Source organism: Georgenia muralis (genome assembly GCF_003814705.1).
GTDB lineage: Bacteria > Actinomycetota > Actinomycetes > Actinomycetales > Actinomycetaceae > Georgenia > Georgenia muralis.
In genome coordinates, this window is the sequence record NZ_RKRA01000001.1 from 3036795 (window position 1) to 3062686 (window position 25892).

A 25892-nucleotide genomic window follows, 5' to 3' on the forward strand; every position below is an offset into this window, starting at 1 on the left:
GCGGTGGTCCTGGTCGCCGCAGGGACGGCGTGGGCGGTCGCGATCGCCATCGGGCCGGCGGTCTTCCACGACCACATGGTCGACACGGGGCTGAGTGATCCTGCAGGGGTCGAGCATGCGGAGCGAGCGTTCCGCACCGCCTCGGCCGTTTCGCTGGGCCTGGCGCTGGTGACCGCGCTCGCCGCCGCGGTGGCCGTGAGCCTGTTCCTGTCACGGCGTGTCACCCGCTCGCTCCGGCTGGCGACCATGGCGTCGAAGCGGGTCGCGGCCGGCGACCACTCCGTCCGTATGCCGCACTTGGGGATGGGACGCGAGTTCGACGACATGGGCGCGGCCTTCAACACCATGGCAGCCGAGCTCAGTGCGGTGGAAGCCAGCCGTACCCGGATGCTCGGCGATCTGGCCCACGAGATGCGCACGCCGGTCGCGACGTTGGACGGCTATCTCGAGGCGATCATGGACGGTGTCGAGCGGGCGGACGAGAAGACCTTGACCATGCTGCGCACCCAGGTCGGGCGGTTGGCCCGGCTCGCCGAGGACGTCGCGCTCGTGACAACCGCCGAGGAGGGCCGGCTGGGCATGCGGCGTGAGCCGGTGGAGGTGGCCGCCCTCGTCCGGTCGGCCGCAGAGCTGGCCGCGGCCCGTTTCGCGGCGCGTGGGGTTGACCTTGACACGAAGATCGACGGCGCGGCCACGGGCGCCGTCGTCGTCGCCGATCGTGACCGCCTCGGTCAGGTGCTGACCAACCTTCTCGACAACGCGCTCAGACACACCCCCCACGGTGGCAGCGTCCGGCTCCTCGCGCGTCAGGACGGTTCCGCCGTTGTCATCGTGGTCTCCGACTCCGGGGAGGGAATCCCCGACGAGCACCTGCCGCACCTGTTCGAGCGCTTCTACCGCGTCGACACCGCGCGTGATCGAGCACATGGCGGCTCCGGGGTCGGACTGGCGATCGTGCGGGCCATCGTCCAGGCCCACGACGGCGCCGTCACTGCCACCAGCGACGGTCCGGGGACGGGTTCGACGTTCACCGTGACACTGCCCGTACGGGGGAGTGTCACGGCCGGCCGGTGACCTCCGGTTCGGTGACGTCAGGTCGTTCGGACACCCCTGTCAGGCGCTCGACAACCGGCCGGTCGTCGGTCTCGGCGTGGCAGGAACCAACGTGGTCACCCGACCCGTGGGCGCCCTGGTCGCGGCCCCGGCCCATCATGAACAGCATGCCGATCATCATCAGGGGGCAGGCGAGCAGGGCGGCCAGCGGCAGCGCCTCGCCGAAGGACCTGCCGGCGGCGAGCAGGACGACCAGGGCGACTGCCCCGGCGGCCAGCATGCCCAGCAGGTGGGACTTGCCCGAGTGGTTGTGGCCGGCCGGGGGAGTGGTCATCGGTGAGGCTCCTTCTGGGTGAGTGTCACTGCCGTGTCATCCGGGCTGAGTTCGTCGTCCTCCAGGGCTGGGAAGATCGCCGAGATCACCCACACGCCCAACGCGACGTAGACGAGGCAGGCGAGGACCAGCAGGAACAACACACCCAGCTCCATCGTGACGTTCCCTCCCTCGACCGATCTGTGGAGTCTGCGGCTCGGACCGAAGCAGCCCGGTGCAGAACCGGTGAATCTTTGCTGAACCTCAGACCCGGGCGCTGGTCACTCGGAGACCAGGGCTCTCACGCACCCCCTGGGTCTGATCCGACGTGACACGTCCTGCGCGAAGGACGAGCAGGACGCCGACGACGACACTCGCGATCGCCCACAGCTGCGGCTGGGTCAGACTGAGCACGACGGCGTCGTTGACACGCAAGAACTCGACGAGGAACCGGGACAGACCGCTGAGGACCAGGTAGACGCCGAACACCGCCAGGGGCGACAGCCGGCTGGCTATGCGCCACAGCGCGACGGCGATGAGTGCTGCAGCGAGTGCCTCGTACACAGGGGTGGGGTGCACCGGCACATCGGTGGCGACGACGCCGGAGGGGAACCGCATGCCCCAGGGCAGGTCGGTGGGGCGCCCGTACGTGCCGTCGCCGGACACCAGGCATCCCAGACGTCCGATCCCGTACGCCACGGTCAGCGGGACCGCCGCGGCGCCGGCCACGGGGCCCACCGGCAGATGATGGCGGCGGATCACCACGAGCGCCGCCCCCAGCCCCCCGACGAGCCCGCCGTACCAGGTGAAACCCATGCCGCCGAGGTCGTGCGCGGTCACATCGGGCAGCCGCTCGAGCAGGAAGTAGATCTTCGCTCCGACGAACCCCCACACCGTGGCCCACAGGACCAGCGCATGGGCGGAGTCCTTCTTCAGCCCAAGCGTCTCGAACGCGCGCCCGAGCAACCATGCGGCCACGAGCGCGGCCAGAGCCTTGCTCAGACCGTAGCTCTGCACGTCGACCCCGAGGATCGAGAAAAGCACCGGTCGCAAGGCAACTCCGTTCGGCCGCGGACGCGTGCAGAACCCCGGCCGGTCGGCCGGTTCGGCGCGTCGATGCCAGTCTTCCGGGCGCTCCCGAACGACAGGTGGCCAGTACGGTCAAAATCCGGTGAAGTTCGCCGCTACCGGCCGACGGCCGCCCAACGCACGGCACGGACCGCGTTACCGCACCTGGGAGATGTCGACCGCACCTTGGTCCTCGAGCCAGGTCAGCGGTTCGGTGGTGGTGAGGTTATCGTCGGTGTGCACCTCGAAGTGCAGGTGTGGCCCTGTCGAGCGCCCGTAGTTGCCGACCCCGGCGATGACGTCTCCCGCGCTCACCTGCTGGCCGACCTCGACGTACATGCCGTCGGGATCCTCGTGGTTGTACCAGGTGTAGACGGTGCGGTCGTCGATCTCGTGCTCGAGGATGATGAGCATGCCCGAACGACCTGCCTTGCCCGGGCCCACGTAGGTCACCGTGCCGTCGGCGACGGCGTAGATGGGCGTCTTCAGGGGGGCCGCGAAGTCGACCCCAGCGTGGTAGTCCCTTCCGGGCCCCAACGGATTGTTGCGCCAGCCGTAGAGGGATGTGATCCGGTAGGCGCCCTGGGCCACCGGCATGACGATCCGCTCCTGCGGGACCACCGCGGCCAGCGCGCCGTTGGCGCCGTCGATGCCGCCGGTGGGAAGAGCGCCGCGGGTCCCTGCCCGCGACGCCTGGGTGATCAGGGCCCGGCCGGCTGCGGTGGGGTCGGCAAGCAGGCTGGTCGGCGGAACCACCGTCGCCCCGGCTGCTGCGGCGTCGAGCGTTACAAGGACGCTCGCCCGCGTCGACACCGAGGTCGCGGCGGACGCTTGCGCGCCGTGCCCCGGCTCTGCCGCACCCAGCAACGGGGCACCTATGGTCAGCACACCCAGCACGCCGGCGACCATGGCACGCCCTGCGGTGTTGCGGTGCCCCCCCGGTTCGGCGGATCGCCGGCGCCGGCGCCTCGAGCCGGGCCGAGGCTCGCACGACGCCGCGGACAGGATCTCGGTGCGGTCCTCCTCGACAACCGGGAGCTCCGTTCCTCTCCGTGCCGCGTTGGCGGTCCCCACGATCGCCCGCCATCGGCGGTCCAGCTCCTCGGGTTCCACCGGCGCCGCCTGGGCGGCCCCCTCCGGTGCTGCCGGGGTCGTCAGTGCACGCTCGGGCACCGTACGACCCGTGGCGGCGTGGTCGTCGGGTCGGACCGGCCTCACCGCGTGCTCGGGTGGGCGGAGGAGGCCGACGCCGGGTGGTGGAGTGGCCGCTCTCGCGCCGTCCGCGGGCGAGGACCGCTTCGCTGGTTGAGCCGCTGAGGGGGACGGGGCACCGTCCGTCGCTGGTCCGGGCTCCTCGGATGCAGCCGGTGCGCCGCTCGGCGACGAGGCAGGCGCAAGGTCTCCGTCCGCCAGGGTGCGCCGCTCGCGACGGGTGCTCGCACCGGCTGACGCCGCCGACGGGCGAGCCACGGGGTTCGCTCCCGTGGCTGGTGGGGGGGAGGGCGGCTCGGACCGGTGAGCGTCGGGGGAACCGGCCTCGCGGAGCTGGCGCCGGGTCGGAGCGGGAGCGGGCGGTTGGTCGGCCTGTCGGAGCTGGCGCCGGGTCACCGCGGCAGCCGGGGGTTGGTCGGCCTGTCGGAGCTGGCGCCGGGTCACCGCGGCAGCCGGGGGTTGGTCGGCCTGTCGGAGCTGGCGCCGGGTCACCGCGGCAGCCGGCGGTTGCTTCCGCACCTCGTCGCGGAGAAGGTCGGCAGGTTCCCTGACGGGATCCGGGGAGGGGTCGAGTTCGAACCCGTCGCGGACGGTGCGCCGGGTCGACCGTGCCCGAGCCTGCGATGCGGGCACAGCAGTGGACATGCGAGCAACCTCCGGACGGCGGGGAACGTGGACCGCGCGACGCCGAGCGGATAGTCACAGAACGATAACGGCCGGTTGGTCGCCCACCGCACAGCCTGGGCGTCCTTCGTCGCATCTTCACCAACTGCACATCTTCGGACCCCGGATCGACAACGTCGGGACGCAGTCGACGGAAGCCAGACCTCGGTTTCCCGTCACTGGGCATGGTGTCGAGCGCGCGGTCAGGAGTCGTGATGGACCTCGTGGTCCACGGTCTCGGTGACCGAGGGCTGGGTGGGGCCGTCGGCTCCGTTGTCACCGCTGATTCGTGGCCCGATGACCAAGGAGGAGAGCGCGAACATGCCCGTGAAGACGATGAGGGCGATCGCCGGAGCCCACCAGCTCGTGAAACGACGCTTGAGCTTGATGAGCATGGGGACGGAGGCGACCAGACCGAGGGCACCGAAGAGAGCGGTGCCCCCGGCGCCGGCCACCACGGCAGTGCCGACCAGCGGCCCCACGTGGTGCAGGACGTGCGGGGCCAGCCCCATGAGGGCACCCAGCACACCCGTCAGGGCTGTCCAGACGCTGCGACGGCGGCCCGGCGCCACATCCGTGGGTACGGCGGTCGTGATCAGGTCTTGGTAAGGCGTCTTGTCCTGCGTCGGAGCTTCGGTGGGGTTCATGACCGCCATCGTGCCCCCACGTTGCTGACGGTGACGGGCACGAACAGTGAAGGACCGATGAAGTGCTGAGCCGGTGCGGGGCACGGTGTGGCGGCGCACCGGCTTCAGCGTTTCTCCATGGATCGGTCGAGGTGATCTTCGGGGCGCCGGGGAACCATGGGTCCGGTCGGACGACGCGCAAGCCGCAGCCGGCGCCGGCGGAGGGAGACTCTCGTGAACCACAGCGGTGACGGCCTCCTCAGAGGAGTGCTCCTCATCAGCGCTGGGCTCTCGTCCTCCTTCTCCTGCTCGGCCTCACCCCGGTGCAGGCCTTGACTGTTGCGGCGCTCCCGGCGTGCCCGTTCATGCTGGCGGGCATGATTCGGCGCCTACGGCAGCCACGACGGCAGTTCCGACGAGGCCGGGTGTGTCATCCGGGGGCGAGCGTCGTACCGGTTACACCGAAGGACAGGTGACGAGTCCAGCCGGATTCGGGTGCCAAGACGAAGGAGGGAGGTGGGAGCGTGATCCGTCCGCGAGCGCTCACCGCTTGGGTCAGTGGCGCAGTGCAGGCGCCGTCCGCGTCGTCAAGTCCCAGGTCGTCCCCGTCGAGAGGAGACCGCCCTCGTGCGGCCCCACCGTCGCAGCGGGCCGAGCTGACGGTGTGCGGCTCGTACTTCCCCCAGGTCGTCACCTTGGCTGCCGGCGTGCCCACGGTCCTGAGCGTTCATCGCCAGGAGGGGTCCTGGTGCTCTGAGCAGCTTCACATCCCAGAGCTCGGTGTCGTGGTCGATCTGCCGTGCTTCGAGCGCACGGAGATCGAACTGCCTGCCCTGCCTGTCGGCTGTTATGAGTTCACCTGTGGAATGGAGATGCTCCACGGCACGCTCGCCGTGGGCGAGTCCGGGGTCTTCAGCGAACCTTGACCGTCCGGCCGAAGGACCTTCGTCCGCGCCGGGGATGATTCGGAAGGCCACAGTCCTTGCTGACACCGTCAGCCCCACGCCTTTGTCAGGAGCCAGCCCGTGTCCCCGTTATCCGCAGAGCCAATGGGTCGTCGCCGGTTCCTCCAGGTGGGTGCCGCCGGTCTGGTGGTGATCGGTGGTGGGGCGTTCGCCGGCACCCGGCTGTTCGACCAGCCCAGTCCGGGCCCGATCGGTCCTGGGACTGACCTGGTCGCCCGGACCGAGGCGGCTCGGCGCAGGAGCGGCACGGTGGTGCGTCGTGAGTTGCGGGCGGCCGCTACCGAGGTCGATCTCGGGGGCCGGGTGGTGCGGACGTGGGCCTATGACGGCACAGTGCCGGGACGGGAGATTCGCGTGCGGGCCGGGGACGAGCTGCGGGTCCGGTTGGTCAACGACCTGCCTGCGGAGACGACGGTGCACTGGCACGGTTTGGCGTTGCGCAACGACATGGACGGTGTGCCAGGTCTGACCCAGGACGCGGTGGCGCCGGGCGCGGGGTTCGACTACTCCTTCGTCGTCCCCGACCCGGGTACGCACTGGTTCCACCCGCACGTGGGCGTCCAGCTCGACACCGGCCTCCAGGCCCCGCTCATCGTGGAGGACCCGGCCGAGCCGGGCGGCTACGACATGGAGGTCGTCCTGGTCCTGGACGACTGGACGGACGGCTGGGGCGACTCGCCGGAGACCATCCTCGAGCGCATGGCCCGAGAGGGCATGGTCATGGGCGGCACGGCCATGGACGGCATGGGCCACGGGGGTAGCGCGATGGAGGACACCATGCCCTCCCCGGACCGGCCGCTGGGCGCCGACACCGGCGACGTCGCCCACCCCGCGCACCTCATCAACGGCCGCCTGCCCGAGGACCCCTACGTCATCCGCTCCCGGCCCGGGCACCGGGTGCGGCTACGGATCATCAACGCCGGGAGCGACACCGCCTACCGGTTCGCGGTCGGTGGGCACACCCTGACGGTGACCCACACCGACGGCTTCCCCGTCGAGCCGGTGGACGTCGAGACCCTCATCATCGGGATGGGGGAGCGGTATGACGTCGTCCTCACCGCGGGCGACGGCGCCTTCCCGGTGGTCGCGGTGCCCGAGGGCAAGGACGCGCCGAGCGGCTTCGCCCTGCTGCGCACCGCCTCCGCGCACGTGCCGGTCCCGGGTGCGAGCCCCGCCGAGCTGCGCGGCCGGCTGCTCACCTACGGTGCGTTGGCCCCGACGGGTGAGGTGGCTCTCGACCCGCAAGATCCCGACCGCGAGCTCGAGCTGGCTCTGCAGATGGTCGACGGCGGCCGGAAGTGGTTCCTCAACGGCGCCGGTTTCGGCGACCACGAACCGCTGGAGATCCGAGCCGACGAGCGGGTCCGGCTGGTCCTGCGCAACGAGTCGATGATGTTCCACCCCATGCACGTCCACGGCCATACCTTCGCCCTCGGAGCGGGCGACCGGCCCGGGATCCGCAAGGACACGGTCAACGTGCTGCCGATGGAGACCCTGACGGTGGATCTGCAGGCGGACAACCCCGGCCAGTGGGCGGTGCACTGCCACAACATCTACCACGCCGAGCTCGGCATGACCACGGTCCTGTCCTACGTCCCCTGACGAAGGACCACACCGCGTTCGGTGTGTCCCGTCCGGTGGGCTCGGACGGTGTGGCCATGATCGTGACGGCCGTCACGACCGTCTGGATCCATCCATGAAGAACCGGTGAAGTTCCGGCTCCCGGGTGGCGCGAGGGTGCCGTCACCTTGTTCACTCGAAGGGACCGGCCACACCGGCCCGGGCCGGACGCGCTCGCGATCACCTCGTGTGAGGACGCGCCGGTCCCCCCCAGCAGAGAAGGAATCCCGTGAAACTTCGGACCCGCCCCGCCGCAGCCGCCGGCGCCCTCGCCCTGACCCTCGTCCTCACCGCTTGCGGCGGATCGGCGGACGAGGCCGACAGTGGTGGCGGGGCCACCACGCAGGACACGACGGCACAGACCACCACCGAGCCGGAGGAGCAGAGCGAGGAGGCGCACAACGACGCCGACACCGCCTTCGCCCAGATGATGATCGTCCATCACGAGGGCGCCATCGAGATGGCCGACCTGGCGGTCGAGAGAGCGGACTCCGAGGAGGTCCGCAGCCTCGCCGAGGGGATCTCCGCCGCCCAGGGCCCCGAGATCGAGGAGATGACCTCCTGGCTCGAGGGCTGGGGTGAGGATGTCACCCCGATGGGCGACATGGAGGGGATGGAGGAGATGGACAGCGGCATGGACATGGACGGTATGGACCAGGAGGGCGCCATGGCCGAGCTCGATCAGCTCTCCGGTGCCGACTTCGACCGCCGCTTCCTCGAGCTCATGATCGCCCACCACGAGGGTGCCATCGAGATGGCGGAGCTCCAGAGGGCCGAGGGTGAGAACCCGGCGGCCCTGGAGCTGGCGGACAGGATCGTCCAGGACCAGCAGGCGGAGATCACAGAGATGGAGCAGATGCTGCAGGACCTCTGACCGACTCCCACCACCGTGCCGGCGGCGGCCCGCCCCCAGGGCCTCCGCCGGCGCAACCCCGTCCCGACGAAAGGGTGTCCTTGCGTTCCCTCCCACTGGGCGTGGCGTTGTTCGCCCTGCCCCTCGTCCTCGGGGGTTGCTCCTCGACGTCCCCCGGAGACACGGCAGCGGAGGCCGGGGCTGCCGCGGCCCTCGGTCACGTTCACGACCTGGCGCTCAACCCGGGGGACGGCCTGGTCTACGCCGCCACCCACCTGGGCCTGTACTCCCTGGGCCGCGGCGAGCCGGCACCGGTCGGCGAGAGCAGGCAGGACACCATGGGCTTCACGGTTCAGGGGCCGGACACCTTCCTGGCCAGCGGCCACCCCGGACCGGGCCAGGAGGGACCGGGAAACCTCGGGCTCCTCAGGAGCACAGACGCCGGTGGTAGCTGGGCCGAGGTGTCACTCGGTGGCGTCAGCGACTTCCACGCGCTGACAGCGGTCGGGGACCGCATCTACGGGCTGGACTCCTCCACCGGTGCGGTCCGGCGCAGTGACGACGGCGGGTCCACCTGGGTGGAGGGCGCCGCTATCGCCGCCCGCGACCTCGACGCCCATCCGGTCGACCCGGACCGCGTCGTCGCCACCACCGCCGAGGGCCTCATGGCCAGCGACGACGGCGGCGCCACCTTCACGGTGGGGGACGGGCAGCCGCCCGAACCGCTTGTGGTCATCGACCATCTGCCGGCAGCAACCGGGGGCGCCGTCGTCGGCCTCGACGCCGCTGGGGTCGTGTGGCGATCGGAGCCGACCGGTTGGGTCTCTTCCGGTCCCGGCAACGGTACCCCGGCCGCGTTCACCGCCGTTGACGAGGACACCTACCTCGCGGCGTTCGACGGGACGGTGCTCCTGAAGAGCGAGGACCGGGGCGAGTCCTGGCAGCCGATCCCTGACGGCGTCAGCTGAGGACCGTGTCACGCAGGGGCTCCGCGACCGTCCGCAAGCCTGCTCCGTCGAGCCAGCCCCGCAGCACCTCACGAACCTCAACCGCGCTGACCTCCCTGAATCCCCACGCCCGACAACCCCCGCGCCGACGACACCGACACGGCGATCAAACGTGTCATCGAGCAGATACCAGCAAGACGCGCCGGGTGGTCCCATGACTGGCAATCCAAGTGGTCCCATGACGCTGGCAGAAAACCGGCTACAGCGGTCCCATGCTCATGTGGCAGGCGACAGACCGGGAAGACGAGCAGCAAGAACCAGCCGACGTTCCAAGGAGACAGGCCTCTCCCTGCTGCAGGAAATCAGCCCAGCACGAGAGCGGTGGCAGATCCAGCGAGCACCGCGGCGGCTGCGACCAGGGTGACGTGACGTCCATGTCTCGTGGCGCGGGGGATGCTCCGTAGCGGGAAGAGGGTCTGGCGACCCAGCACATAGGCCGCGACCGCGAGCACGAGTACCAGACCCGAACCGGCGGCCGGCGACCTCAGGACGAGAACGAGCGCGATGACCCCTAGCGCTGCGGAGAGAGCGGACTCGAGGAGCTGCACGGGTATCCGCCGCACTCCCACCCGACGATCGGAGGACCAGACACCCCACCTCGATGATGTCGGCCGGCCGGCGCAACACCCGCCAAGGAGGCAGCCGAGTCTGCCGACTGCCATCGCCACGAGCAGGCCCGGAGCGGTGACGTCGAGCACGGCTCCCAGTGGTAGATCGAGAAGGGATGTGCCTGCCACGAGCGCGCCCACGGTCGCGATGACAAACCCCTGCACGGACAGCCCCGGTGTCAGGAAGCTCCTCGGTTCCCGGGGGTGGGTAAGCAGGTAGTACACCTTGGCACCTGCTAGGCCGAGCGTGCTCGCGACGACCGTGAGCCCGGCGAGGCCCAGCCCTGGGATGTCGAACTGGCGGGCCAGCAACACCTGAAGGATCAGTGCCAGGACAAATCCCGTGCCCACGAGCGCCGGCCAGGCGCCCAGACGGACCCCCGGCGCGAGGCTTCGCACGAAAGGAGCGAGCGCGGTGCGGCCCGAAGCACTGCCCCGCGACAGGCCAGGTCCGGGCGCCTCCACCCACGGGGCAGGCCCTCCGGTCGGCGCGGGCCGTACCGGCGTGGCCACCACCTCCCACTCGCCCGCGGCGACGTCCTGGATCCGAGTCGTCAAGGCGATCCGGCCCGAACCGGGCACAACGTTCTCCAACGACGACGTCACCGCGAACTCCGTGCGGCCTTCCGGCTTCGCCGAGCTGGCTTCCTCGCCGGAGCCCTGCTTCAGCCGGCCGCGGAGATGCACCGTCATGGTGTAGCGGTCGCCGGTAGGCTCCGCGTCGAACCAGTACGTCACACCCAGCGACTGCTGGTCCGCGCCCTCGAGCGCACTGCAGCTCAGATCTGTGATGACGACTGCGGAACTGGGGATGTGCCGCACCAGCCGAGGTGGCGGACCGCTCAGCGAAGTCACCGCGACGGGAACGACCTCCTCGGTCGATCGGCTCGAAAGGGGACCCTGCGCTGCGGCGACCTGTGCCGTTGCAGGGGCCCCCTCCTGAACGGACGCGACGGCGAGCCCCACGGAAGGTCGAGGGTCGGGACGCGCCGGTCTCACGCCCTCGGGACGAGCGGTAGACGACGGCGGAACGTGGGGACGGGACGGCGGAACCTGGGGACGAGGTGTCCGTACCTGACGAGGTGTCCGTACCTGCCGGAGATCACCAGGGGACGGACGGCGGAGTGCTTTCGCGTCAGTCGGCGCCCGGAAGAAGGCTGCTCCGGCCCCCTTTTCTGGCTCCTCATCTGCCGAGGTCTGAGGGGTCGCTCCCGTGGTGTTCATCGTATCGATTGTCGCCTGACCGGGAGCCGTGACTGTCAACTATCGATGAAGGTTCGACGAAGGAATCTCGCCTGCGTGCCCGCGCGGTGGGCAGTTCTCACCGTTCCTCATGAATGGCCGCACCGGACTCGATCCTTCGACTGGCTCGCTTGACGATCTCCGGTGAGAGGATGTGAGTGCGCGCCTGAGGCGCACACGTCCCACGCCCCCGGAGCAGGAGTTACGAATGCCGGCCAGCCCGTCCTCCTCTCGGCACCCCATCTCGGGCACCCGCACCGCGGACCGGGCGGCACACGTCGTCGCAGGCCCCCGGCCGCGCACGGCGCTGCCGGCGTCCTCGTGGAGCGCACCTGTCCCTGACCGCCCCGCGCGAACATGGTCGGTGGTGCTCGCGGTGACCGGAGGGCTGGCGACCGAGACGGCGTTCCCGGAGCGGTCCTGGTGGCCGATGGCGTTCGTCGGCATCGCGTTGCTCCTGCTTGCGCTCCGGCGTGAGTCTGCTCGCTGGGGCTTCGTGGTCGGCGCGCTGTACGGGCTCGCGTTCTTCCTGCCGCACGTGTGGTGGGCGAACGAGGCGGTGGGGCAGCCGATCGGCTGGGTGGCGCTGTCGATCTTCCAGGCGCTGTACCTCGCCGGGTTCGGCGCCGCCTGGGTGTGGGTGCGCCGTGGGCCCTGGGTGCGCGGGCACCCCTGGGTGCAGGTAGTGGCGGTGGCGGTCCTGTGGGTCGGCGCCGAGCAGGTCCGCGGTCGGTGGCCCTTCGGGGGCTTCCCGTGGGGGACGCTCGCGTTCTCCCAGACCGAGGGCCCGCTGCTGCCCCTCGCATCGGTGGGTGGGGAGCCGCTGGTCAGTGGGGCGGTGGTCGTTCTGGGGGCATTGCTGGCCCTGGTGGGGTTGCGGTTGAGCCGTCGGCGGCTCGCCTGGGCGGGCGCGCCCGCGACCGTCGCTCTGGCCCTCGCCTTCCTGCCCGCGCTGGTGCCGCTGGGCACTGGCGCCGAGGCGGGCACACTGCGGGTCGGCGTGGTGCAGGGCAACGTGCCCGTGCAGGGGGCCGAGGCGATGGGCCAGGCTCGGGAGGTGGCCGAGAACCATGCGGACGGCACCCTGGCCCTGCTCGAGCGCACGGAGCCCGGGGAGCTCGACCTGGTGCTGTGGCCCGAGTCCGCCTCGGACATCGATCCGCGCACGGATGCGGCCGTGGCGGCGGTGGTCGACGATGCCGCACGGGCCGTTGGTGCGCCGATCCTTCTCGGCACACAGCAGTTCCTGCCCGGGTTGCGGTACAACAACTACATCCTGTGGGAGCCGGGGACCGGCGCAGACCCGCAGGTGGAGTACACGAAGCAACGGCCGGTGCCGTTCGGTGAGTACGTCCCCTACCGGGAGTTCTTCCGCCGGATCACCTCGGCCGTGGACCTGGTGACCACCGACATGGTGGCGGGTACCGGTGAGGCTCTGGTCCGGGTCGGGATCGAGCGACTGGGACGGGCGGTGCCGATTACCGCCGCGATCTGCTTCGAGGTCGCCTACGACGACCTGATCCGCGACGGTGTGCTCGCCGGCGGTGAGCTCATCGTGATCCCTACCAACAACGCCTCCTTCGGGTTGACGCAGGAGTCCGCCCAGCAGCTGGCCATGTCCCGGTTCCGGGCTGCCGAGCACGGCCGTGCGGTGGTGCAGGTCTCGACCGTGGGTGTCAGTGGGGTGATCGGCCCCGACGGGGAGGTCCTGGATCGGACGGGCCTGTTCACCGCCGAGCAGATGGTGGCGGAGCTGCCGCTGCGCACCTCGCTCACGACGGCGGACCGGTTGGGGGAGTGGCCCGGGACGGTCGTGAACGTGCTCGCGCTGGTCCTCCTCGTGGGAGGACTCGCCGGCCGTCACCGGCGTGCGCGGTGAGATGAGGTCGGGCACCACCGCACGGCACCGCACCGCTCTCTTGCCGGACGCCGCCGACGCGACGCGGGCCACCAGCGCCCCTATCCGGCGCCTGCGCCGGGCTCCGGCGGCGCAGGCTGTCGGTCTCGCCGGTGAGCTCTTGCTGACCGCCGGAGTGCTGCTCGCGCTGTTCGTCGTCTGGCAGGTGTGGTGGACCGACGTCGTCGCCGCCCGGGAGCAGCGAGCGACGGTCACGGCGATGGAGGACAGCTACACCGTCCCCGAGGTGCTCGAGCCGGCCCGGGCGCGGACCGAAGAACCCCCGCCCGAGATGCGCGCGGTGAGCGAGGGGGAGCCGTTCGCGACGCTGCACGTGCCCCGATGGGGGCGCGCCTACGAGGTCCCCATCACCGAGGGAGTCAGCACGGACGTGCTCGACACCGGGGCTGCCGGTCACTACCCCGGCACCGCGCTACCCGGCGAGATCGGAAACTTCGCCCTGGCCGCGCACCGCCAGACCTACGGCGCGGCCTTCCGGTATGTCGACACCCTCGAGGTCGGGGACCCCCTGATCGTCGAGACCGCCGACGCATGGTTGGTGTACCGCGTGCGGGAGGACTACATCGTCGAGCCCGACAAGGTCGAGGTCCTGGCCCCGACCCCCAACCAGCCGGACGTGCCGGCGACTGAACGACTGATCACCTTCACCACGTGCCACCCGCTGTGGAGCACCGCGCAACGGTGGATCACGCACGGAGTCCTCGAGCGGTGGATCCCCAGGTCGGAAGGCGTGCCTGCCGAGCTGTTGCAGGACGGCTGACGGCAGCAGCGCCTGGGTGGACCGGGACACAGCACCGCCATCACGAAGTACGGAACTCCTGCCCCAGGCTGTACGCCAGGCACGAGGACACCCCGCGGACCGGGTCGGCCTCCCGAACCACAGGGTCCGCACGGTCGCCGCAAGGGTGGCACCCGAACCGACGAACGGCAGGGGTGTCCCTCATCTTCATCGTTCGACGAGCGGGGTTTGTGGGCCGCCTACGCACCCAGCCCCCGATCATTCCAGCGCAGACCCGCGGACAGTGGCTCGATGGGATCGGCGGTGAGCCTCGACACCGCGTCCCGGCTGTCCGGGAGCGCGCGGGCGAGGTGGGCCGATCTCGACTGCGCCGCGCAGCCTGCCCCGACCGCAGGAGAAGTCGTAGCGCCCTTCGGGTAGGCCGGGAAGCGGCACGGTTGTGCTGCCGAAGGCGGGAACTGCCACGTCCACCCCGAGGTCATGGACGATGAAGAACTCCGAACACGGATTGTCCTCCTCCCGGATGATCTCCAGGCGCGTCGGGACGTACGCCTCCAGCCGCAGCGTCGGTGGCTGGTAGCCGTCCCGGACGGTGACCCCGGCCTCCTGCGTAGCGTCGACGCCTGGTGGCTCGGGGCGGGGCTCGGGCGTCCTCATCGCGTCTCTCACAGTCAGCCACCTCCACACCACGAACGGGTAGGTACAGGCCATCGCAGACTGATGTCGGTGGCCACCGCCGGATGATGAAGACATGACGAAGAGTCCGGCCGTCCGCCTCTTCAGGGCCACGTGCCGGGGCGGGAGATCCGCGTGCGGCCGGGGACGAGCTGCGGGTCCGGTTGGTCAACGACCTGCCGGCGGAGATGACGGTGCACTGGCACGGTTCCACTCGCGCGTGGGCGTCCAGCTCGACACCGGCCTCCAGGCCCCGCTCATCGTGGAGGACCCGGCCGAGCCGGGCGGCTACGACATGGAGGTCGTCCTGGTCCTGGACGACTGGACGGACGGCTGGGGCGACTCGCCGGAGACGATCCTCGAGCGCATGGCGCGAGAGGGCATGGTCATGGGCGGCACGGCCATGGACGGCATGGGCCACGGGGGTAGCGCGATGGAGTGTCGATGCCGCGTGAATACTGACCCCGTGGCGCCGAGTGAATGTTGACCCCCCTCGGACAGAGTGAGGGAGTGATCAACGTGGAAGATTGGGCCGAGATCCGACGGCTGCATAGGTCAGAGGGCATGGCGATCAAGGCGATCGCCCGGCAGGTCGGCGTCGCGCGTAACACCGTGCGGGCGGCGCTGGCGGCGGACACCCTGCCGAGGTACGAGCGCAAGCCGGCCGGCTCCAGGGTCGATGCCTACGACGGGCAGATCCGGGCGTTGCTGGCGCGGACGCCGACGATGCCGGCGTCGGTAATCGCCGAGCGGATCGGGTGGGAGCACTCGGCGTCGGTGCTGCGCGCGCGGGTCGCGCAGTTGCGCCCCTTGTTTGCGCCGGCGGACCCGGCCGACCGGACCGAGTACCAGGCGGGCGAGATCGTTCAGTGCGATCTGTGGTTCCCGGCCAAGATCGTGCCCGTGAGCCCCGGGGTGATGGTGGCCCCGCCGGTGCTGACGATGGTCGCGGCGTGGTCGGGGTTCATCATGGCCGTGCTGTTGCCGTCGCGGACCACCGGGGACCTGCTCGCGGGAATGTGGCACCTCCTGGCCGGCACGCTCGGTGCGGTCCCGAAGACGTTGGTGTGGGACAACGAGGCGGGGATCGGCCAGCACCACAGGCTCACCGTCGGCGCGAGGGCGTTCGCCGGGACGCTGGGGACTCGGATCTACCAGACCCGGCCCCGGGATCCGGAGGCCAAGGGCGTGGTCGAGCGGGCGAACGGGTACCTGCAGACCTCGTTCCTGCCCGGCCGGGCGTTCGCCTCGCCGGCGGACTTCAACACCCAGCTCGAGGCGTGGCTCCCGCGGGCGAACCAGCGCGTGCTGCGCCGGACCGGGACCCAGCCCGGGCTGCGGGTCGGCACCGATGCCGCCGCGATGATGGACCTGCCCCCGGTGGCCCCGTCGGTCGGCATGACCGACCGGGTGCGGCTGGGCCGGGACTACTACGTTCGCGTGCTGGGCAACGACTACTCCGTCGACCCGTCGGTGATCGGCCGGTTCGTCGACATCACCGCGGGCCTGACCACGGTCACGGTGACCTGCGCCGGGCAGGTCGTCGCCGCCCACGAACGCTGCTGGGACGTGAGGCGCACCATCACCGACCCGGCCCACGTCACCACCGCCGCGGCGCTGCGCCAGGCCTACCGGTCCCGGTCCGCCGCCGCGATCGCGCCGGCGGCGAAGGCCGGGGCGCTGGTCGGGGTCCGGGCCCTGTCGGACTACGACGACCTCTTCGCCCTCACCACCGCGGCCACCACCTCGGTGACCACGGTGGCCGAGGGGACGGGCCGGCGCCTGGAGGCCGTGCGATGACCACCACCACCCGCAAGGACCTCGGCAGCGAGGTCGCGTTCCTGGCCCGCGAGCTCAAGACCCCGGTGATCACCGAGACCTTCGCCGCCCTGGGCGACCAGGCCCGCGCGGAGGGCTGGTCCCACGAGGAGTACCTCGCCGCCGTCCTGGGCCGCCAGGTCGCCTCCCGGACCGCGAACGGGACCCGCATGCGGATCGCCGCCGCGCACTTCCCGGCGACCAAGACGATCGAGGACTTCACCTTCGACCACGTCCCGGCCGCCACCCGGGACGTCATCGCCCACCTGGCCACGACGACCTTCATCGCGAAACGCGAGAACGTCGTCCTGCTCGGCCCGCCCGGGACGGGGAAGAGCCACCTCGCCATCGCGCTGGGCATCAAGGCCGCCGAGGCGTCCTACCCCGTCGCGTTCGACACCGCCACCGGCTGGATCGCCCGCCTGGCCGCCACGCACACCGAGGGCCGCCTGGACCGCGAGCTGCGCAAACTCAACCGCTACCGGCTCCTTGTGATCGACCTATGCCGATGCGGCGACTATGTCGAGGGCCGTGATCGGGCGGTGTGGGCGGCCGTGAGGTCGTGCGGGTTCACGGGCCGGCGACCGCTGGCCGTCTCGGCATAGTCACAGGCTCTCGAGGAAGGCGAGGACCTTGTCTGTGGGTCGGTAGCGTCCTGGCTTCGCGGAGGCTGGTGTGGTGAGGGCGAGTGCTTTCTCCTTGATGGTGATGTCGGCGTGGATGTAGGCGTCGGTGGAGCGGACGCCGGCGTGGCCGAGCCAGAGGGCGATCACTGAGGTGTCGACGCCGGCTTGTAGGAGGGACATCGCGCAGGTGTGGCGGAGGACGTGGGGGTGGACTCGCTTGCCCAGCAGTGAGGGGCAGTCCCGGGCTGCGGTCGCGGCGTGGGTGCTGACACGTAGTGCGATGGCGTCGCGGCTGAGGCGCCGTCCGGTGCGGGTCGGGAATAGTGGGTCGTGGGGAAGTCCGGCTCGCTCGGCCATCCAGGCTCGAAGCAGTGTCGTGACTGGGGTGGTGAGCGGGACTGCGCGGTGCTTGCGGCCTTTGCCTTCGCAGCGGATGTTCGCGCCGGTGCCGAGGGTGACGTCGCGGCAGTTCAACCCGGTGAGCTCGGAGACCCGAAGCCCGGTCTGGACGGCCAGCATCAGCAGGGCCCGGTCTCGTCGTCCTTCCCACCGGGACTGGTCCGGGGCTGCGACGAGGGCGTCGACCTCGAGCGGGGTCAGGAAGGTGATGACCCGTTTGTCGAACCGTTTCGGTGGGATGGCCAGGACGCGCTGGATGAGGAGAGCGTGCTCGGGGTGGCGCAGGGCGGCGTAGGAGAACAGTGACCGGATCGCGGTCAGCCGGACGTTGCGGGTGCGGATGCTGTTGCGACGCTCGTTTTCCAGGTGATTGAGGAACGCGGAGATCGTCGCGGCGTCCAGGTCGTCCCAGTCGAGCTGGGCGGGCATCTTGCCGGTCTTGGTGTGTACGAATCCGAGCAGCAGCCGCAGGGTGTCTCGGTACGCCGCGATGGTGCGGGGGCTGGCCTGTCGCTGCTGGGTGAGGCGGTCGGAGAAGAACGCCTGCAGGGTTGGCGCGATCAGGGTCATGGCTGGGCTCCTGGTCGAGCCGCCGACCAGGCGGTGTGCTGACGACCGGCGGCCAGGGCGAGCAGTTCGGGCGCGGCGGAGAGATACCAGTAGGTGGAGGACGGCTCGCGATGCCCGAGGTAGGTCGACAGCGAGGGAATCTTCGCCTGCACGTCCTCACCAGCTTGGTACCAGCCGAGCAGGGTGCGGACCGCGAAGGTGTGGCGCAGGTCGTGAAGCCTCGGTGCGGCGGGGGCGGCGGCTCCGACGCCGGCGGTGTCGACCAACTGCCGGAAGGTCTGCGACACGACGGCGTAGCACAGCCGGTGACGAGTCAGAGACACGAAGAAGCTGCCGTCCTCCGGGCGGGGTTGGACGTCGTCACGCAACGCGGCGTACTCGGCCAGGGACCGCATGCTGGTCTCGTGCAGGGGAACGAGGCGGGTCTTGCCGAACTTGGACTCGCGGATCAACAACACGCCGTGAGTCCAGTCGACATCACTGCGGTCGAGCTTGATCGCCTCGCCTATCCGCAGGCCACTTGCTACGAGCAGCCCGATGAGGGTGTCGTAGGTCGCGGCCCGTAGCGGCGAGGCGATCGAGGATCGGGCCCGGACCATCACCGCATCGATGTCGGCCGCCGAGTAGATGAACGGTTGCCGCCACCGCTGCCGATACGGCACCAACCCGAGCGGCGGAATCTCGGTGTCGGCGTGAATGCCGGCCAGGTAGCGGGCGAAGCCGCGGACGGCCGTCATCCGCCGTGGCGCAACGGTGCTCTGAGAGTCGGTGCTGGCCTCGTGGATCCAGGCCAGTGCCGCGCCGATGGTCACCGTCGGTGATCCGTGGGCGTCGAGGTAGGCCACGAAGCTGGGCAGCAGCCACCCCGCCTCGGCCAGCTCGTGGCCCAGTGAACGCCGCAGCCGCAGGTACTCGGCCAGGTCCTGCTCCAGGGCACTCATCGCGCCGCTCCCGGCCAGGGCTGGGCAACGTGGCGCAGCGTGTCCAGGTCGACTTTGGCGTAGAGGGCAGTGGTGGCCAGGTCCTGATGGCGCAGGACCTGGCTGATTGCGACCAGACCGGCGCCGTGACGAAGCAGATCGCCGGCCAGGGCATGTCGGAGCCGGTGTGGTCCGACCACCGGCTGCCCTGCTCGTTTGCAGGCCCGCTCGACGACATCGCCGACAAGGTCGGCGCGGATCGGTCCGCGGGGAGCACGACAGGTCAAGAAGACGTGACGGGCCCCGGCGGGGTTGCGGCCGGCCGAGAGGTAGTCGGCGAACGCTTCGCCGACGTCCGCCAACAGCGGTAGCCGGTCCTGCCTGCGGCCCTTACCGCGGACCAGGAGTTCACCGGCTCGCCACTCCACGTCCCGCAGTTCCAGGCGGGCGACCTCGATGGACCGCAGGCCCAGCCGCGCGACCACCGTCATCATCGCGAAGTCGCGTAGGCCTACCGAGGTGTTGCGGTCACAGCTGTCGAGTAGCAGCTGGACGTCCGCGGCGCTGACCGTGGGCGGCAGCGTGGCCAACCGCCACCCACCCACCGCAGGCACCGCTGACCCGAGCCCGAGCGGCGTGATCTCCTGCAAGTACAAGAACCTCAAGACCGAGCGGAGCTCGGCGACCCGCCCCTTCGCCGACCCGGACGAGACTCGAGCGCACTCACGCAGGAGGAACGCGTTGACGTCCTCCCCGGTCAGGGCCGAGGGTGCAAACACCCCATCCTCGGTTGCCCGCTCCTGCAGGAAGCGGCGTGCGGTGTTCTCATAACGCAACACCGTGGTCGGGGCCAGGCCTCGTTCCTGAACCATCCAGGACCGGTAACACCTCAGCAGTTCACTCAACGCCGTCGGTGACAGCTGCGCCGCCGGGGTGACCCCGATCTCCCGGAGATAGCCCAAGAGTGGCGCCATCGCGCGCGGCCCAGGAACTCTGCGCTGGCCCGCCGCACCCAGGGAAGCGAGAAACGCCTCCATCCGCTCCTCGTTGAGCTGCCCGGCGACCAGCCCCTCCCCGGAAAGCCACCGACCGACCCGGCCGAGATCCTTGAGCATGTTCCGGATCGTGCCGGGCGTGTAGCCCCGTCGAGCCAACCAAGACCGATAACCCTCGACGTGTGGGCCGAGCTGCCCAGGCTTCCTCCTCGTTCCTGACATTGCACCCGCCTCCTCCACGGGAGCGCGGTGCTCCCACGAACGAGGCTGCTCTCAGCCCGCAACTATGCCGAGCCGGGCAGCGTCGGCACGCGCGTGAACCCGCACGACCTCACGGCCGCCCACACCGCCCGATCACGGCCCTCGACATAGTCGCCGCATCGGCATAGATCAATCTATGCGGATGTCCGCATAGGTTGACGAGGTCGGCTACCTGCCCTTCGACACCGCGGCGGCCTCGCTGTTCTTCCAGCTCATCGCCTCCAGGTACGAGACCGGCTCGGTGATCGTCACCTCGAACCTGACCTTCTCCCGGTGGGGCGAGACCCTCGGCGATGACGTCGTCGCCGCCGCGACCATCGACCGCCTCGTCCACCACGCCCAGGTCATCGCCCTGGACGGGGACTCCTACCGCACCCGCGGCCACCGAACCACGCCGCGACCACCGGCACGAACCAGCAACTAACCAACAGCAAAGACCCCGCAGGGGGTCAACTTTCGATCGGCAACAGGGGGTCAGTTTTCACCCGGCGTTGACAATGGAGGACGCCATGCCCTCCCCGGACCGGTCGCTGGGCGCCGACACCGGCGACGTCGCCCACCCCGCGCACCTGATCAACGGCCGCCTGCCCGAGGACCCCTACGTCATCCGCTCCCGGCCCGGGCACCGGGTGCGGCTACGGATCATCAACGCCGGGAGCGACACCGCCTGCCGTGGACGTGCATGGGGTGGAACAACCACGCGGGGATCGGCATGACCACGGTCCTCTCCTACGTCTCCTGGGCACCCAGCCGTCACGAGTGGCCCGGGGTTGAGTGACAGCGCCTGTACATCGGATCTTCACCGTCTTGCTGTCCTGACATTCAGGGCAGCAGAACTACCGTCATGGGTACCCCCTGGGGGTACGAAGTCGGAGCAGCTGAGGAGGACATGATGGCCGTGAGTGAGTTCGGGGTCACCGGGCCCGTGTGCGGGGTGTGCTTGGCCGAGCTGTTGGAACAGGTGCGCACCATCGGCGGCGTCACGAACGCCGCTGCGGACCTCCGGTCGGCCGGTACCGCGTTGTTGGTCCTCCGCGGCCCCGCTCAGGTGAGTACCTCCGAGCTTGGCGGAGCTGTGGCGAGGGCGGGCTTCGCGCTCACTCCGGCGCGCCGGGCGCGGAGCCGCGGCCGGTACCGGGAGCCCTTGCTGGCGGCCGGTGCGGCAGGGGATCGGGATAGAAACAATGTCGGAGGTGTTCGGTGATTTCAGGGTCAGAGGTTGTCGTGATTGTGGTCGGGGTCGTGCTGACCGCTCTGCTCTGGTGGTTCTTCTTCGGTCCGAAGAAGGTTCGCCAGGCTGAGATGGACGACGGTGTGCAGGTGGTCAGGATCAGGGTCCAGGGCGGCTACAGCCCGGACGTGGTCCAAGTCGCCCAGGGCATACCGGTGCGGCTCGAGTTCGACCGCCAGGAGGCCGGGGACTGCTCGTCCCGGGTAGTCATGCCCGACTTCAAGGTCAATCAGGTTCTGCCGGCGTGGGAGACCACGACAGTGGAGTTCGTTCCGCAAGCATCCGGCGACTTCGGGTTCGCCTGTGGCATGAACATGATGCGCGGTCGTTTGCAGGTGCTCGAACGAGCCCCTGAGCGCGCGGAAGAGGGAGCGCCTGCGCCAGCGGGCGGTACTGCGGAGACCACCGCCCACGTGGCGGACGTGCCGGCCCCCTCCCAGACCAAGGACGCCCGGCCCACAGCCGCCGGTGAGGACGACGGCGACGCCGAGGAGCGGGAGCGGGCGGCGGAGATCGCCGACCTGGGTCGCCGGGTGGTCATCGGGTCGATCCTCAGTGCCCCGGTGGTCTTCGCGGTGATGGCGATGGAGGTCTTCGGGGCTACATGGGTGCCGGAGATCTTCATGAACAGGTGGTTCCAGCTGGCCCTGATCGCGCCGGTGTTCTTCTACACGGGCTGGCCGATCCACCGGACCGGCTGGCTGGCGCTGTCCCACCGAACCGCGGACATGAACTCGCTGATCACGCTGGGCACGATCGCGGCCTTCGGTTACAGCCTGGTGGTGACCTTCTTCCCTGGCGCGCTGCCGGAGAACGTCCGTGAGGTGTACTACGAGGCGGTCGGGGTCATCATCACCCTGATCCTGCTGGGTCGGTTGCTGGAGACCAAGGCCAAGGCCGGGACGGGCGAGGCGATCCGGGCCCTGATCGGGCTGCAGCCGCGTACCGCCCGGGTGATCCGTGGTGCCGAGGAGATCGAGGTCCAGATCGATGACGTCATCGTCGGTGACGTCGTCGTGGTCCGCCCGGGGGAGAAGCTGCCGGTGGACGGCGAGGTGGTCGAGGGCACCTCCGCGGTGGATGAGTCCATGGTCACCGGCGAGCCGATGCCGGTGACGAAGCAGGTGGGCGACACGGTCATCGGCGCCACGATCAACCAGACGGGCGCGTTCCGGTACACCGCCACGAAGGTCGGCGCGGAGACGATGCTGGCCCAGATCATCAAGCTGGTGCGCGAGGCACAGGGGTCCAAGGCTCCCATCCAGCGGGTCGTGGACAAGGTCTCCGGCTACTTCGTGCCGGCGGTCATCGCCATCGCGATCTGGTCATTCGTGGTGTGGGCGCTGGTGGGCCCGCCGCCGGCGTTCATCTTCGCGCTGGTCGCCGCGGTGTCGGTACTGATCATTGCGTGCCCGTGCGCCCTGGGCCTGGCCACACCGATGTCGATCACGGTCGGCACCGGCAAGGGCGCCACCAACGGCATCCTCATCCGCTCCGCCGAAGCCCTGGAGACCGCGCACAAGCTCGACACGGTCGTGCTGGACAAGACCGGGACGATCACCAAGGGCGCTCCGGCACTGACCGACGTCCTGCCCGCCGAAGGGTTCGCCCCGGACGAGCTCCTGGCGCTGGTGGCCGCCGTCGAGGCCTCTTCCGAGCACCCGCTGGCCACCGCGATCGTGACCGGGGCACGGAGTCGCGGTTTGAGCGTCCCCGAGACGGCCGCGTTCGACTCCATCACCGGCCAGGGGGTGCGCGCTCTGGTGGACGGTCGGGAGGTCCTCGTCGGCAACACCCGGTTGCTGTCCGCAGCGGGGATCGAGCCGGCTCCGCTGACCGCTGACCTGCGCCGTCTGGCCGCGGACGGCAAGACCCCGATGCTCGTGGCCGTGGACGGGAAGGCCGCGGGCGTGATCGGCGTCGCCGACACCGTCAAGGAAGGATCGGCGGCGGCGGTCGCGGCCCTGCAGAAGCGCGGCATCGAGGTCGTCATGATGACCGGTGACAACCGAGACACCGCGGCGGCCATCGCCCGTCAGGTCGGCATCACCCGGGTCGTGGCCGAGGTCATGCCCGAGCACAAGGCCGCCGAGGTCAAGCGCCTCCAGGCGGAGGGCAAGGTCGTCGGGATGGTCGGTGACGGCATCAACGATGCTCCGGCGCTGGCCCAGGCCGACGTCGGCTCCGCCATCGGCACCGGCACGGACGTGGCCATCGAGTCCTCGGACATCACCCTGATCTCCGGGCACCTGTCCGGGCTCGTCACGGCGGTGGACCTGTCCCGGGCGACCATGCGCAACATTCGCCAGAACCTGGTGTTCGCCTTCATGTACAACGGCGCCGGTATCCCCATCGCGGCGGGAGTGCTCTACCCCGTCTTCGGCCTGATGCTGAGCCCGGTGATCGCCGCGCTGGCCATGGCGCTGTCCTCGTTGTCCGTGGTCGCCAACGCCAACCGGCTGCGCCGCTTCAAGGCGCACCCGGTCCCAGACCCCGTCCATGTCCTGGCCACCGACCCGGTGGTGGAGATCGGGCGCGATGAGGAAGAAACCCACACCGAAACACCGATGGAGGAAGACATGTCCCAGAAGTCCGCGAAGGTCACCGACCCGATCTGCGGGATGAGCATCGACCCCGCGAACGCCGCTGACAGCGCCGAGTACGAGGGCGCCACCTACTACTTCTGCTCCAACCACTGCGCGGCGACCTTCAAGGCCGAACCGGCCAGGTACGCCACCACACCGGCATGACACCACCGCCTGCCGGGGCGGCCTCGCCGCCCCGGCAGGCGCCGACAGCCGGCCGTGCCGGTCGAAGGAGAGCAGAGCCGTGGGAACGACGGCACCGGTGGCCGGCGGCGACGCAATGGCCACTCACCAGCTGATCAACCGACTGCATCGGATCGAGGGCCAGGTCCGCGGAATCGCGAGGATGGTCGAGCAGGACACCTACTGCATCGACGTCCTCACGCAGGTCTCGGCCGCCTCACGAGCGCTACAGGGCGTGGCGCTGGTGCTCCTGGAACAGCACATGCGCCACTGCCTCGCCGAAGCTGCCCGGATCGGCGGGTCCGTCGAGGAGGCGAGGATCAAGGAGGCGTCCGACGCCATCGCGCGGCTCGTGCGCAGCTGAGGCGAGGACACGTTCCGGACCAACCCGCTCCCGGTCCGGGAGCGGACGACCAAGAGACTGAGCCGGCCGCTCTCGTCCGTCGCCGCAGCGGGCCGGCGACCGTCGTCGGTAGCCGACCGGGGCGTACAGGCCAGCCACGTCTCGGTAGTCCCGGTGCAGGACGGCCTCCGGCTGACACTCGGCCACAAGATGCGCCACGACTCACCCAGCAACGACACGAGACACACCCACACATGAAAACGACACGAGACGAACGAGCACGGGAGGCTGTCATGACCATCAAGGTCGGCGTCAACGGTTACGGAGTGATCGGCAAGCGCGTCGCGGACGCTGTCCGCGCCATGCCGGACATGGACCTGCTCGGGGTGGCGGACGTCGCCACGGACTGGCGGGTGCGAACCGCCGCCGGGCTGGGTTTCGGGGTGTTCGCGGCCACCCCGGAAGCGGACACAGCGATGCGGGAGGTCGGGGTGCCCGTGAGCGGCACATTGACAGACCTGCTTGACCAGGTCGACGTGGTGGTGGATACCACCCCCAAGAGGGTCGCCGCGGGCAACCTGGAGGCGTACCGGGCGGCCGGGGTCAAGGCCGTCTTCCAGGGCGGGGAGTCCCACGCCACCACCGGGCACTCCTTCGTCGCCCAGGCCAACTACGAGACCGCCGTGGGCCGCGACACCACGCGGGTGGTCTCGTGCAACACCACCAGCATCGTGCGCGTGCTCGGGGCCCTGCAGCAGGCCGGCCTTCTCGCCCGCGCGCGCGGGGTCCTGATCCGGCGGGCCACTGACCCGGGCGAGTCCCACCACGGCGGGATCATGAACACCGTGGTCCCCGAGGCCTCGATCCCCTCCCACCAGGGCCCGGACGCTCGCACGGTGCTGCCCGACCTGGATGTGGTGACCATGGCGGCCAAGGCCGCGCACACCCAGTCCCACAACCACTTCTGGACCCTGCAGCTGACCCGACCGGCCAGCCGCGAGGAGGTTCTGGACGCGCTGCGCGCCGCACCCCGGATCGCCTTCATCCGCATGTCGGACGGGCTGACCGCACTGAACACCACGGTGGAGCTGATGCGCGACCTGGGCCGGCCCCGCGGGGACATGTGGGAAGTGGCCGTGTGGGAGGACGTCCTGAGCGTCGCGGGGGATGAGGCCTACCTGACCTACCAGGTCTACAACGAGGCCATCGTCGTGCCCGAGACCATCGACGCGATTCGGGCGCTGACCGGGACTGTGACCGACGGCGCCGCATCCATCGCGACGACGGACGAAATCCTCGGCGTGCGCCGGGAGTTCCTTCCCGAACGGGTCGAGGCGATGCCGGCCTGATCAGGGAAACGGGCCGGCACCCGCTGAGCCCGTCGGTGCACCACCTGTCG

23 protein-coding genes and 2 pseudogenes are annotated in these 25892 nt (G+C 70.2%); 15 read left to right on the plus strand and 10 right to left on the minus strand.

Annotation, left to right across the window (positions count from 1 at the left end; genetic code table 11):
* The first annotated feature begins 75 nt into the window (after positions 1-75).
* The gene (locus tag EDD32_RS13655) at positions 76-1074 is read left to right on the plus strand and encodes a HAMP domain-containing sensor histidine kinase (RefSeq protein WP_246006135.1); all 999 of its coding nucleotides are present in this window, start codon (positions 76-78) and stop codon (positions 1072-1074) included.
* Here the strand turns inward: EDD32_RS13655 and EDD32_RS13660 are convergent.
* The 5 genes from EDD32_RS13660 to EDD32_RS13675 form a co-directional block, all read right to left on the minus strand.
* Complete coding sequence (locus EDD32_RS13660) at positions 1058-1387, minus strand: DUF2933 domain-containing protein (RefSeq protein ID WP_123918313.1); 330 nt, start codon at positions 1385-1387, stop codon at positions 1058-1060. The genes EDD32_RS13655 and EDD32_RS13660 overlap by 17 nt on opposite strands.
* On the minus strand, positions 1384-1530 hold the full coding sequence (locus tag EDD32_RS18875) for a hypothetical protein (RefSeq protein ID WP_170175296.1): 147 nt from the start codon (positions 1528-1530) through the stop codon (positions 1384-1386). The genes EDD32_RS13660 and EDD32_RS18875 overlap by 4 nt, the downstream gene beginning before the upstream one ends.
* A gap of 100 nt (positions 1531-1630) precedes the next feature.
* A complete protein-coding gene (locus EDD32_RS13665) occupies positions 1631-2410 on the minus strand; it encodes a prolipoprotein diacylglyceryl transferase (protein ID WP_246006300.1) in 780 nt (259 codons plus the stop codon).
* Positions 2411-2590: 180 nt separating this feature from the next.
* Complete coding sequence (locus tag EDD32_RS18880) at positions 2591-3343, minus strand: M23 family metallopeptidase (protein WP_170175297.1); 753 nt, start codon at positions 3341-3343, stop codon at positions 2591-2593.
* A gap of 1169 nt (positions 3344-4512) precedes the next feature.
* A complete protein-coding gene (locus tag EDD32_RS13675; RefSeq protein ID WP_246006136.1) occupies positions 4513-4956 on the minus strand; it encodes a hypothetical protein in 444 nt (147 codons plus the stop codon).
* Positions 4957-5501: 545 nt separating this feature from the next.
* Between EDD32_RS13675 and EDD32_RS13680 the strand changes: the two genes are divergently transcribed.
* From EDD32_RS13680 to EDD32_RS13695, 4 genes are all read left to right on the plus strand, one after another.
* The gene (locus tag EDD32_RS13680) at positions 5502-5861 is read left to right on the plus strand and encodes a cupredoxin domain-containing protein (protein ID WP_281274920.1); all 360 of its coding nucleotides are present in this window, start codon (positions 5502-5504) and stop codon (positions 5859-5861) included.
* A gap of 288 nt (positions 5862-6149) precedes the next feature.
* Positions 6150-7502 carry a multicopper oxidase family protein gene (locus EDD32_RS13685; RefSeq protein WP_170175299.1) on the plus strand — a complete coding sequence of 451 codons (1353 nt, stop codon included), beginning with the start codon at positions 6150-6152 and terminating at the stop codon, positions 7500-7502.
* A gap of 247 nt (positions 7503-7749) precedes the next feature.
* Positions 7750-8394, plus strand: a complete 645-nt coding sequence (locus EDD32_RS13690; protein WP_123918323.1) for a DUF305 domain-containing protein — start codon at positions 7750-7752, stop codon at positions 8392-8394.
* Between the two features lie 80 nt (positions 8395-8474).
* Positions 8475-9341, plus strand: a complete 867-nt coding sequence (locus EDD32_RS13695) for a F510_1955 family glycosylhydrolase (RefSeq protein ID WP_123918325.1) — start codon at positions 8475-8477, stop codon at positions 9339-9341.
* A 341-nt stretch (positions 9342-9682) separates the two neighbouring features.
* Here EDD32_RS13695 and EDD32_RS13700 read toward each other — a convergent pair whose 3' ends face one another.
* On the minus strand, positions 9683-10810 hold the full coding sequence (locus EDD32_RS13700; RefSeq protein ID WP_211338824.1) for a prolipoprotein diacylglyceryl transferase: 1128 nt from the start codon (positions 10808-10810) through the stop codon (positions 9683-9685).
* Between the two features lie 796 nt (positions 10811-11606).
* Here EDD32_RS13700 and lnt point away from each other — a divergent pair.
* Together lnt and EDD32_RS13710 are read left to right on the plus strand one after the other, a co-directional pair.
* Positions 11607-13109, plus strand: a complete 1503-nt coding sequence (gene lnt, locus EDD32_RS13705) for an apolipoprotein N-acyltransferase (protein ID WP_246006137.1) — start codon at positions 11607-11609, stop codon at positions 13107-13109.
* A 1-nt stretch (position 13110) separates the two neighbouring features.
* Positions 13111-13908 (plus strand): class E sortase, encoded by a 798-nt coding sequence (locus tag EDD32_RS13710; protein ID WP_123918331.1) that lies wholly within the window; start codon positions 13111-13113, stop codon positions 13906-13908.
* A 237-nt stretch (positions 13909-14145) separates the two neighbouring features.
* Here EDD32_RS13710 and EDD32_RS13715 read toward each other — a convergent pair whose 3' ends face one another.
* Positions 14146-14598 carry a cupredoxin domain-containing protein gene (locus EDD32_RS13715; RefSeq protein ID WP_170175300.1) on the minus strand — a complete coding sequence of 151 codons (453 nt, stop codon included), beginning with the start codon at positions 14596-14598 and terminating at the stop codon, positions 14146-14148.
* 184 nt (positions 14599-14782) lie between these two features.
* Here EDD32_RS13715 and EDD32_RS13720 point away from each other — a divergent pair, with 184 nt between their 5' ends.
* The 3 genes and pseudogenes from EDD32_RS13720 to EDD32_RS13730 all read left to right on the plus strand — a co-directional run.
* Complete coding sequence (locus EDD32_RS13720; RefSeq protein WP_246006139.1) at positions 14783-15049, plus strand: hypothetical protein; 267 nt, start codon at positions 14783-14785, stop codon at positions 15047-15049.
* Positions 15050-15072: 23 nt separating this feature from the next.
* Positions 15073-16362: an IS21 family transposase gene (istA, locus tag EDD32_RS13725; RefSeq protein WP_123918335.1), complete on the plus strand. Its 1290-nt coding sequence runs from the start codon at positions 15073-15075 to the stop codon at positions 16360-16362.
* Positions 16359-16880 (plus strand): annotated as a pseudogene (locus EDD32_RS13730) (ATP-binding protein); the annotation flags it as partial. The gene istA and the pseudogene EDD32_RS13730, both read left to right, overlap by 4 nt.
* Positions 16881-16985: 105 nt before the next feature.
* On the opposite strand, the gene EDD32_RS13735 reads toward EDD32_RS13730, so the two are convergent.
* From EDD32_RS13735 to EDD32_RS13745, 3 genes are read right to left on the minus strand one after another with little or no spacing between them, the layout of a single operon-like run.
* Entirely contained in the window at positions 16986-17975 is a 990-nt protein-coding gene (locus tag EDD32_RS13735; RefSeq protein ID WP_123918339.1) for a tyrosine-type recombinase/integrase, read from the minus strand.
* Positions 17972-18916, minus strand: coding sequence for a tyrosine-type recombinase/integrase (locus EDD32_RS13740; RefSeq protein ID WP_123914219.1), 945 nt, complete (start codon positions 18914-18916; stop codon positions 17972-17974). The genes EDD32_RS13735 and EDD32_RS13740 overlap by 4 nt, the downstream gene beginning before the upstream one ends.
* Positions 18913-20010 carry a site-specific integrase gene (locus tag EDD32_RS13745; RefSeq protein WP_211338826.1) on the minus strand — a complete coding sequence of 366 codons (1098 nt, stop codon included), beginning with the start codon at positions 20008-20010 and terminating at the stop codon, positions 18913-18915. The genes EDD32_RS13740 and EDD32_RS13745 overlap by 4 nt, the downstream gene beginning before the upstream one ends.
* 295 nt (positions 20011-20305) lie before the next feature.
* Here EDD32_RS13745 and EDD32_RS13750 point away from each other — a divergent pair.
* The 5 genes and pseudogenes from EDD32_RS13750 to EDD32_RS13770 all read left to right on the plus strand — a co-directional run.
* Positions 20306-20575 (plus strand): annotated as a pseudogene (locus EDD32_RS13750) (ATP-binding protein); the annotation flags it as partial.
* Positions 20576-20660: 85 nt separating this feature from the next.
* Entirely contained in the window at positions 20661-20867 is a 207-nt protein-coding gene (locus tag EDD32_RS13755; protein ID WP_123918341.1) for a cupredoxin domain-containing protein, read from the plus strand.
* 487 nt (positions 20868-21354) lie between these two features.
* Positions 21355-24132: a heavy metal translocating P-type ATPase gene (locus EDD32_RS13760; RefSeq protein ID WP_123920550.1), complete on the plus strand. Its 2778-nt coding sequence runs from the start codon at positions 21355-21357 to the stop codon at positions 24130-24132.
* A gap of 115 nt (positions 24133-24247) precedes the next feature.
* The gene (locus EDD32_RS13765) at positions 24248-24514 is read left to right on the plus strand and encodes a metal-sensitive transcriptional regulator (protein WP_123920551.1); all 267 of its coding nucleotides are present in this window, start codon (positions 24248-24250) and stop codon (positions 24512-24514) included.
* Positions 24515-24786: 272 nt separating this feature from the next.
* Positions 24787-25842, plus strand: a complete 1056-nt coding sequence (locus EDD32_RS13770; RefSeq protein ID WP_123918343.1) for a type II glyceraldehyde-3-phosphate dehydrogenase — start codon at positions 24787-24789, stop codon at positions 25840-25842.
* Positions 25843-25892 lie beyond the last annotated feature (50 nt).

Coding starts and splice junctions, on each gene's coding strand:
- EDD32_RS13655 (WP_246006135.1), top strand. CDS start 76: ATGGTCGACACGGGGCTGAGTGATCCTGCAGGGGTCGAGCATGCGGAG.
- EDD32_RS13660 (WP_123918313.1), bottom strand. CDS start 1,387: ATGACCACTCCCCCGGCCGGCCACAACCACTCGGGCAAGTCCCACCTG.
- EDD32_RS18880 (WP_170175297.1), bottom strand. CDS start 3,343: ATGGTCGCCGGCGTGCTGGGTGTGCTGACCATAGGTGCCCCGTTGCTG.
- EDD32_RS13675 (WP_246006136.1), bottom strand. CDS start 4,956: ATGAACCCCACCGAAGCTCCGACGCAGGACAAGACGCCTTACCAAGAC.
- EDD32_RS13710 (WP_123918331.1), top strand. CDS start 13,111: ATGAGGTCGGGCACCACCGCACGGCACCGCACCGCTCTCTTGCCGGAC.
- EDD32_RS13715 (WP_170175300.1), bottom strand. CDS start 14,598: ATGGCCTGTACCTACCCGTTCGTGGTGTGGAGGTGGCTGACTGTGAGA.
- EDD32_RS13735 (WP_123918339.1), bottom strand. CDS start 17,975: ATGACCCTGATCGCGCCAACCCTGCAGGCGTTCTTCTCCGACCGCCTC.
- EDD32_RS13740 (WP_123914219.1), bottom strand. CDS start 18,916: ATGAGTGCCCTGGAGCAGGACCTGGCCGAGTACCTGCGGCTGCGGCGT.
- EDD32_RS13745 (WP_211338826.1), bottom strand. CDS start 20,010: ATGCTCAAGGATCTCGGCCGGGTCGGTCGGTGGCTTTCCGGGGAGGGG.
- EDD32_RS13755 (WP_123918341.1), top strand. CDS start 20,661: ATGCCCTCCCCGGACCGGTCGCTGGGCGCCGACACCGGCGACGTCGCC.
- EDD32_RS13765 (WP_123920551.1), top strand. CDS start 24,248: ATGGCCACTCACCAGCTGATCAACCGACTGCATCGGATCGAGGGCCAG.
- EDD32_RS13770 (WP_123918343.1), top strand. CDS start 24,787: ATGACCATCAAGGTCGGCGTCAACGGTTACGGAGTGATCGGCAAGCGC.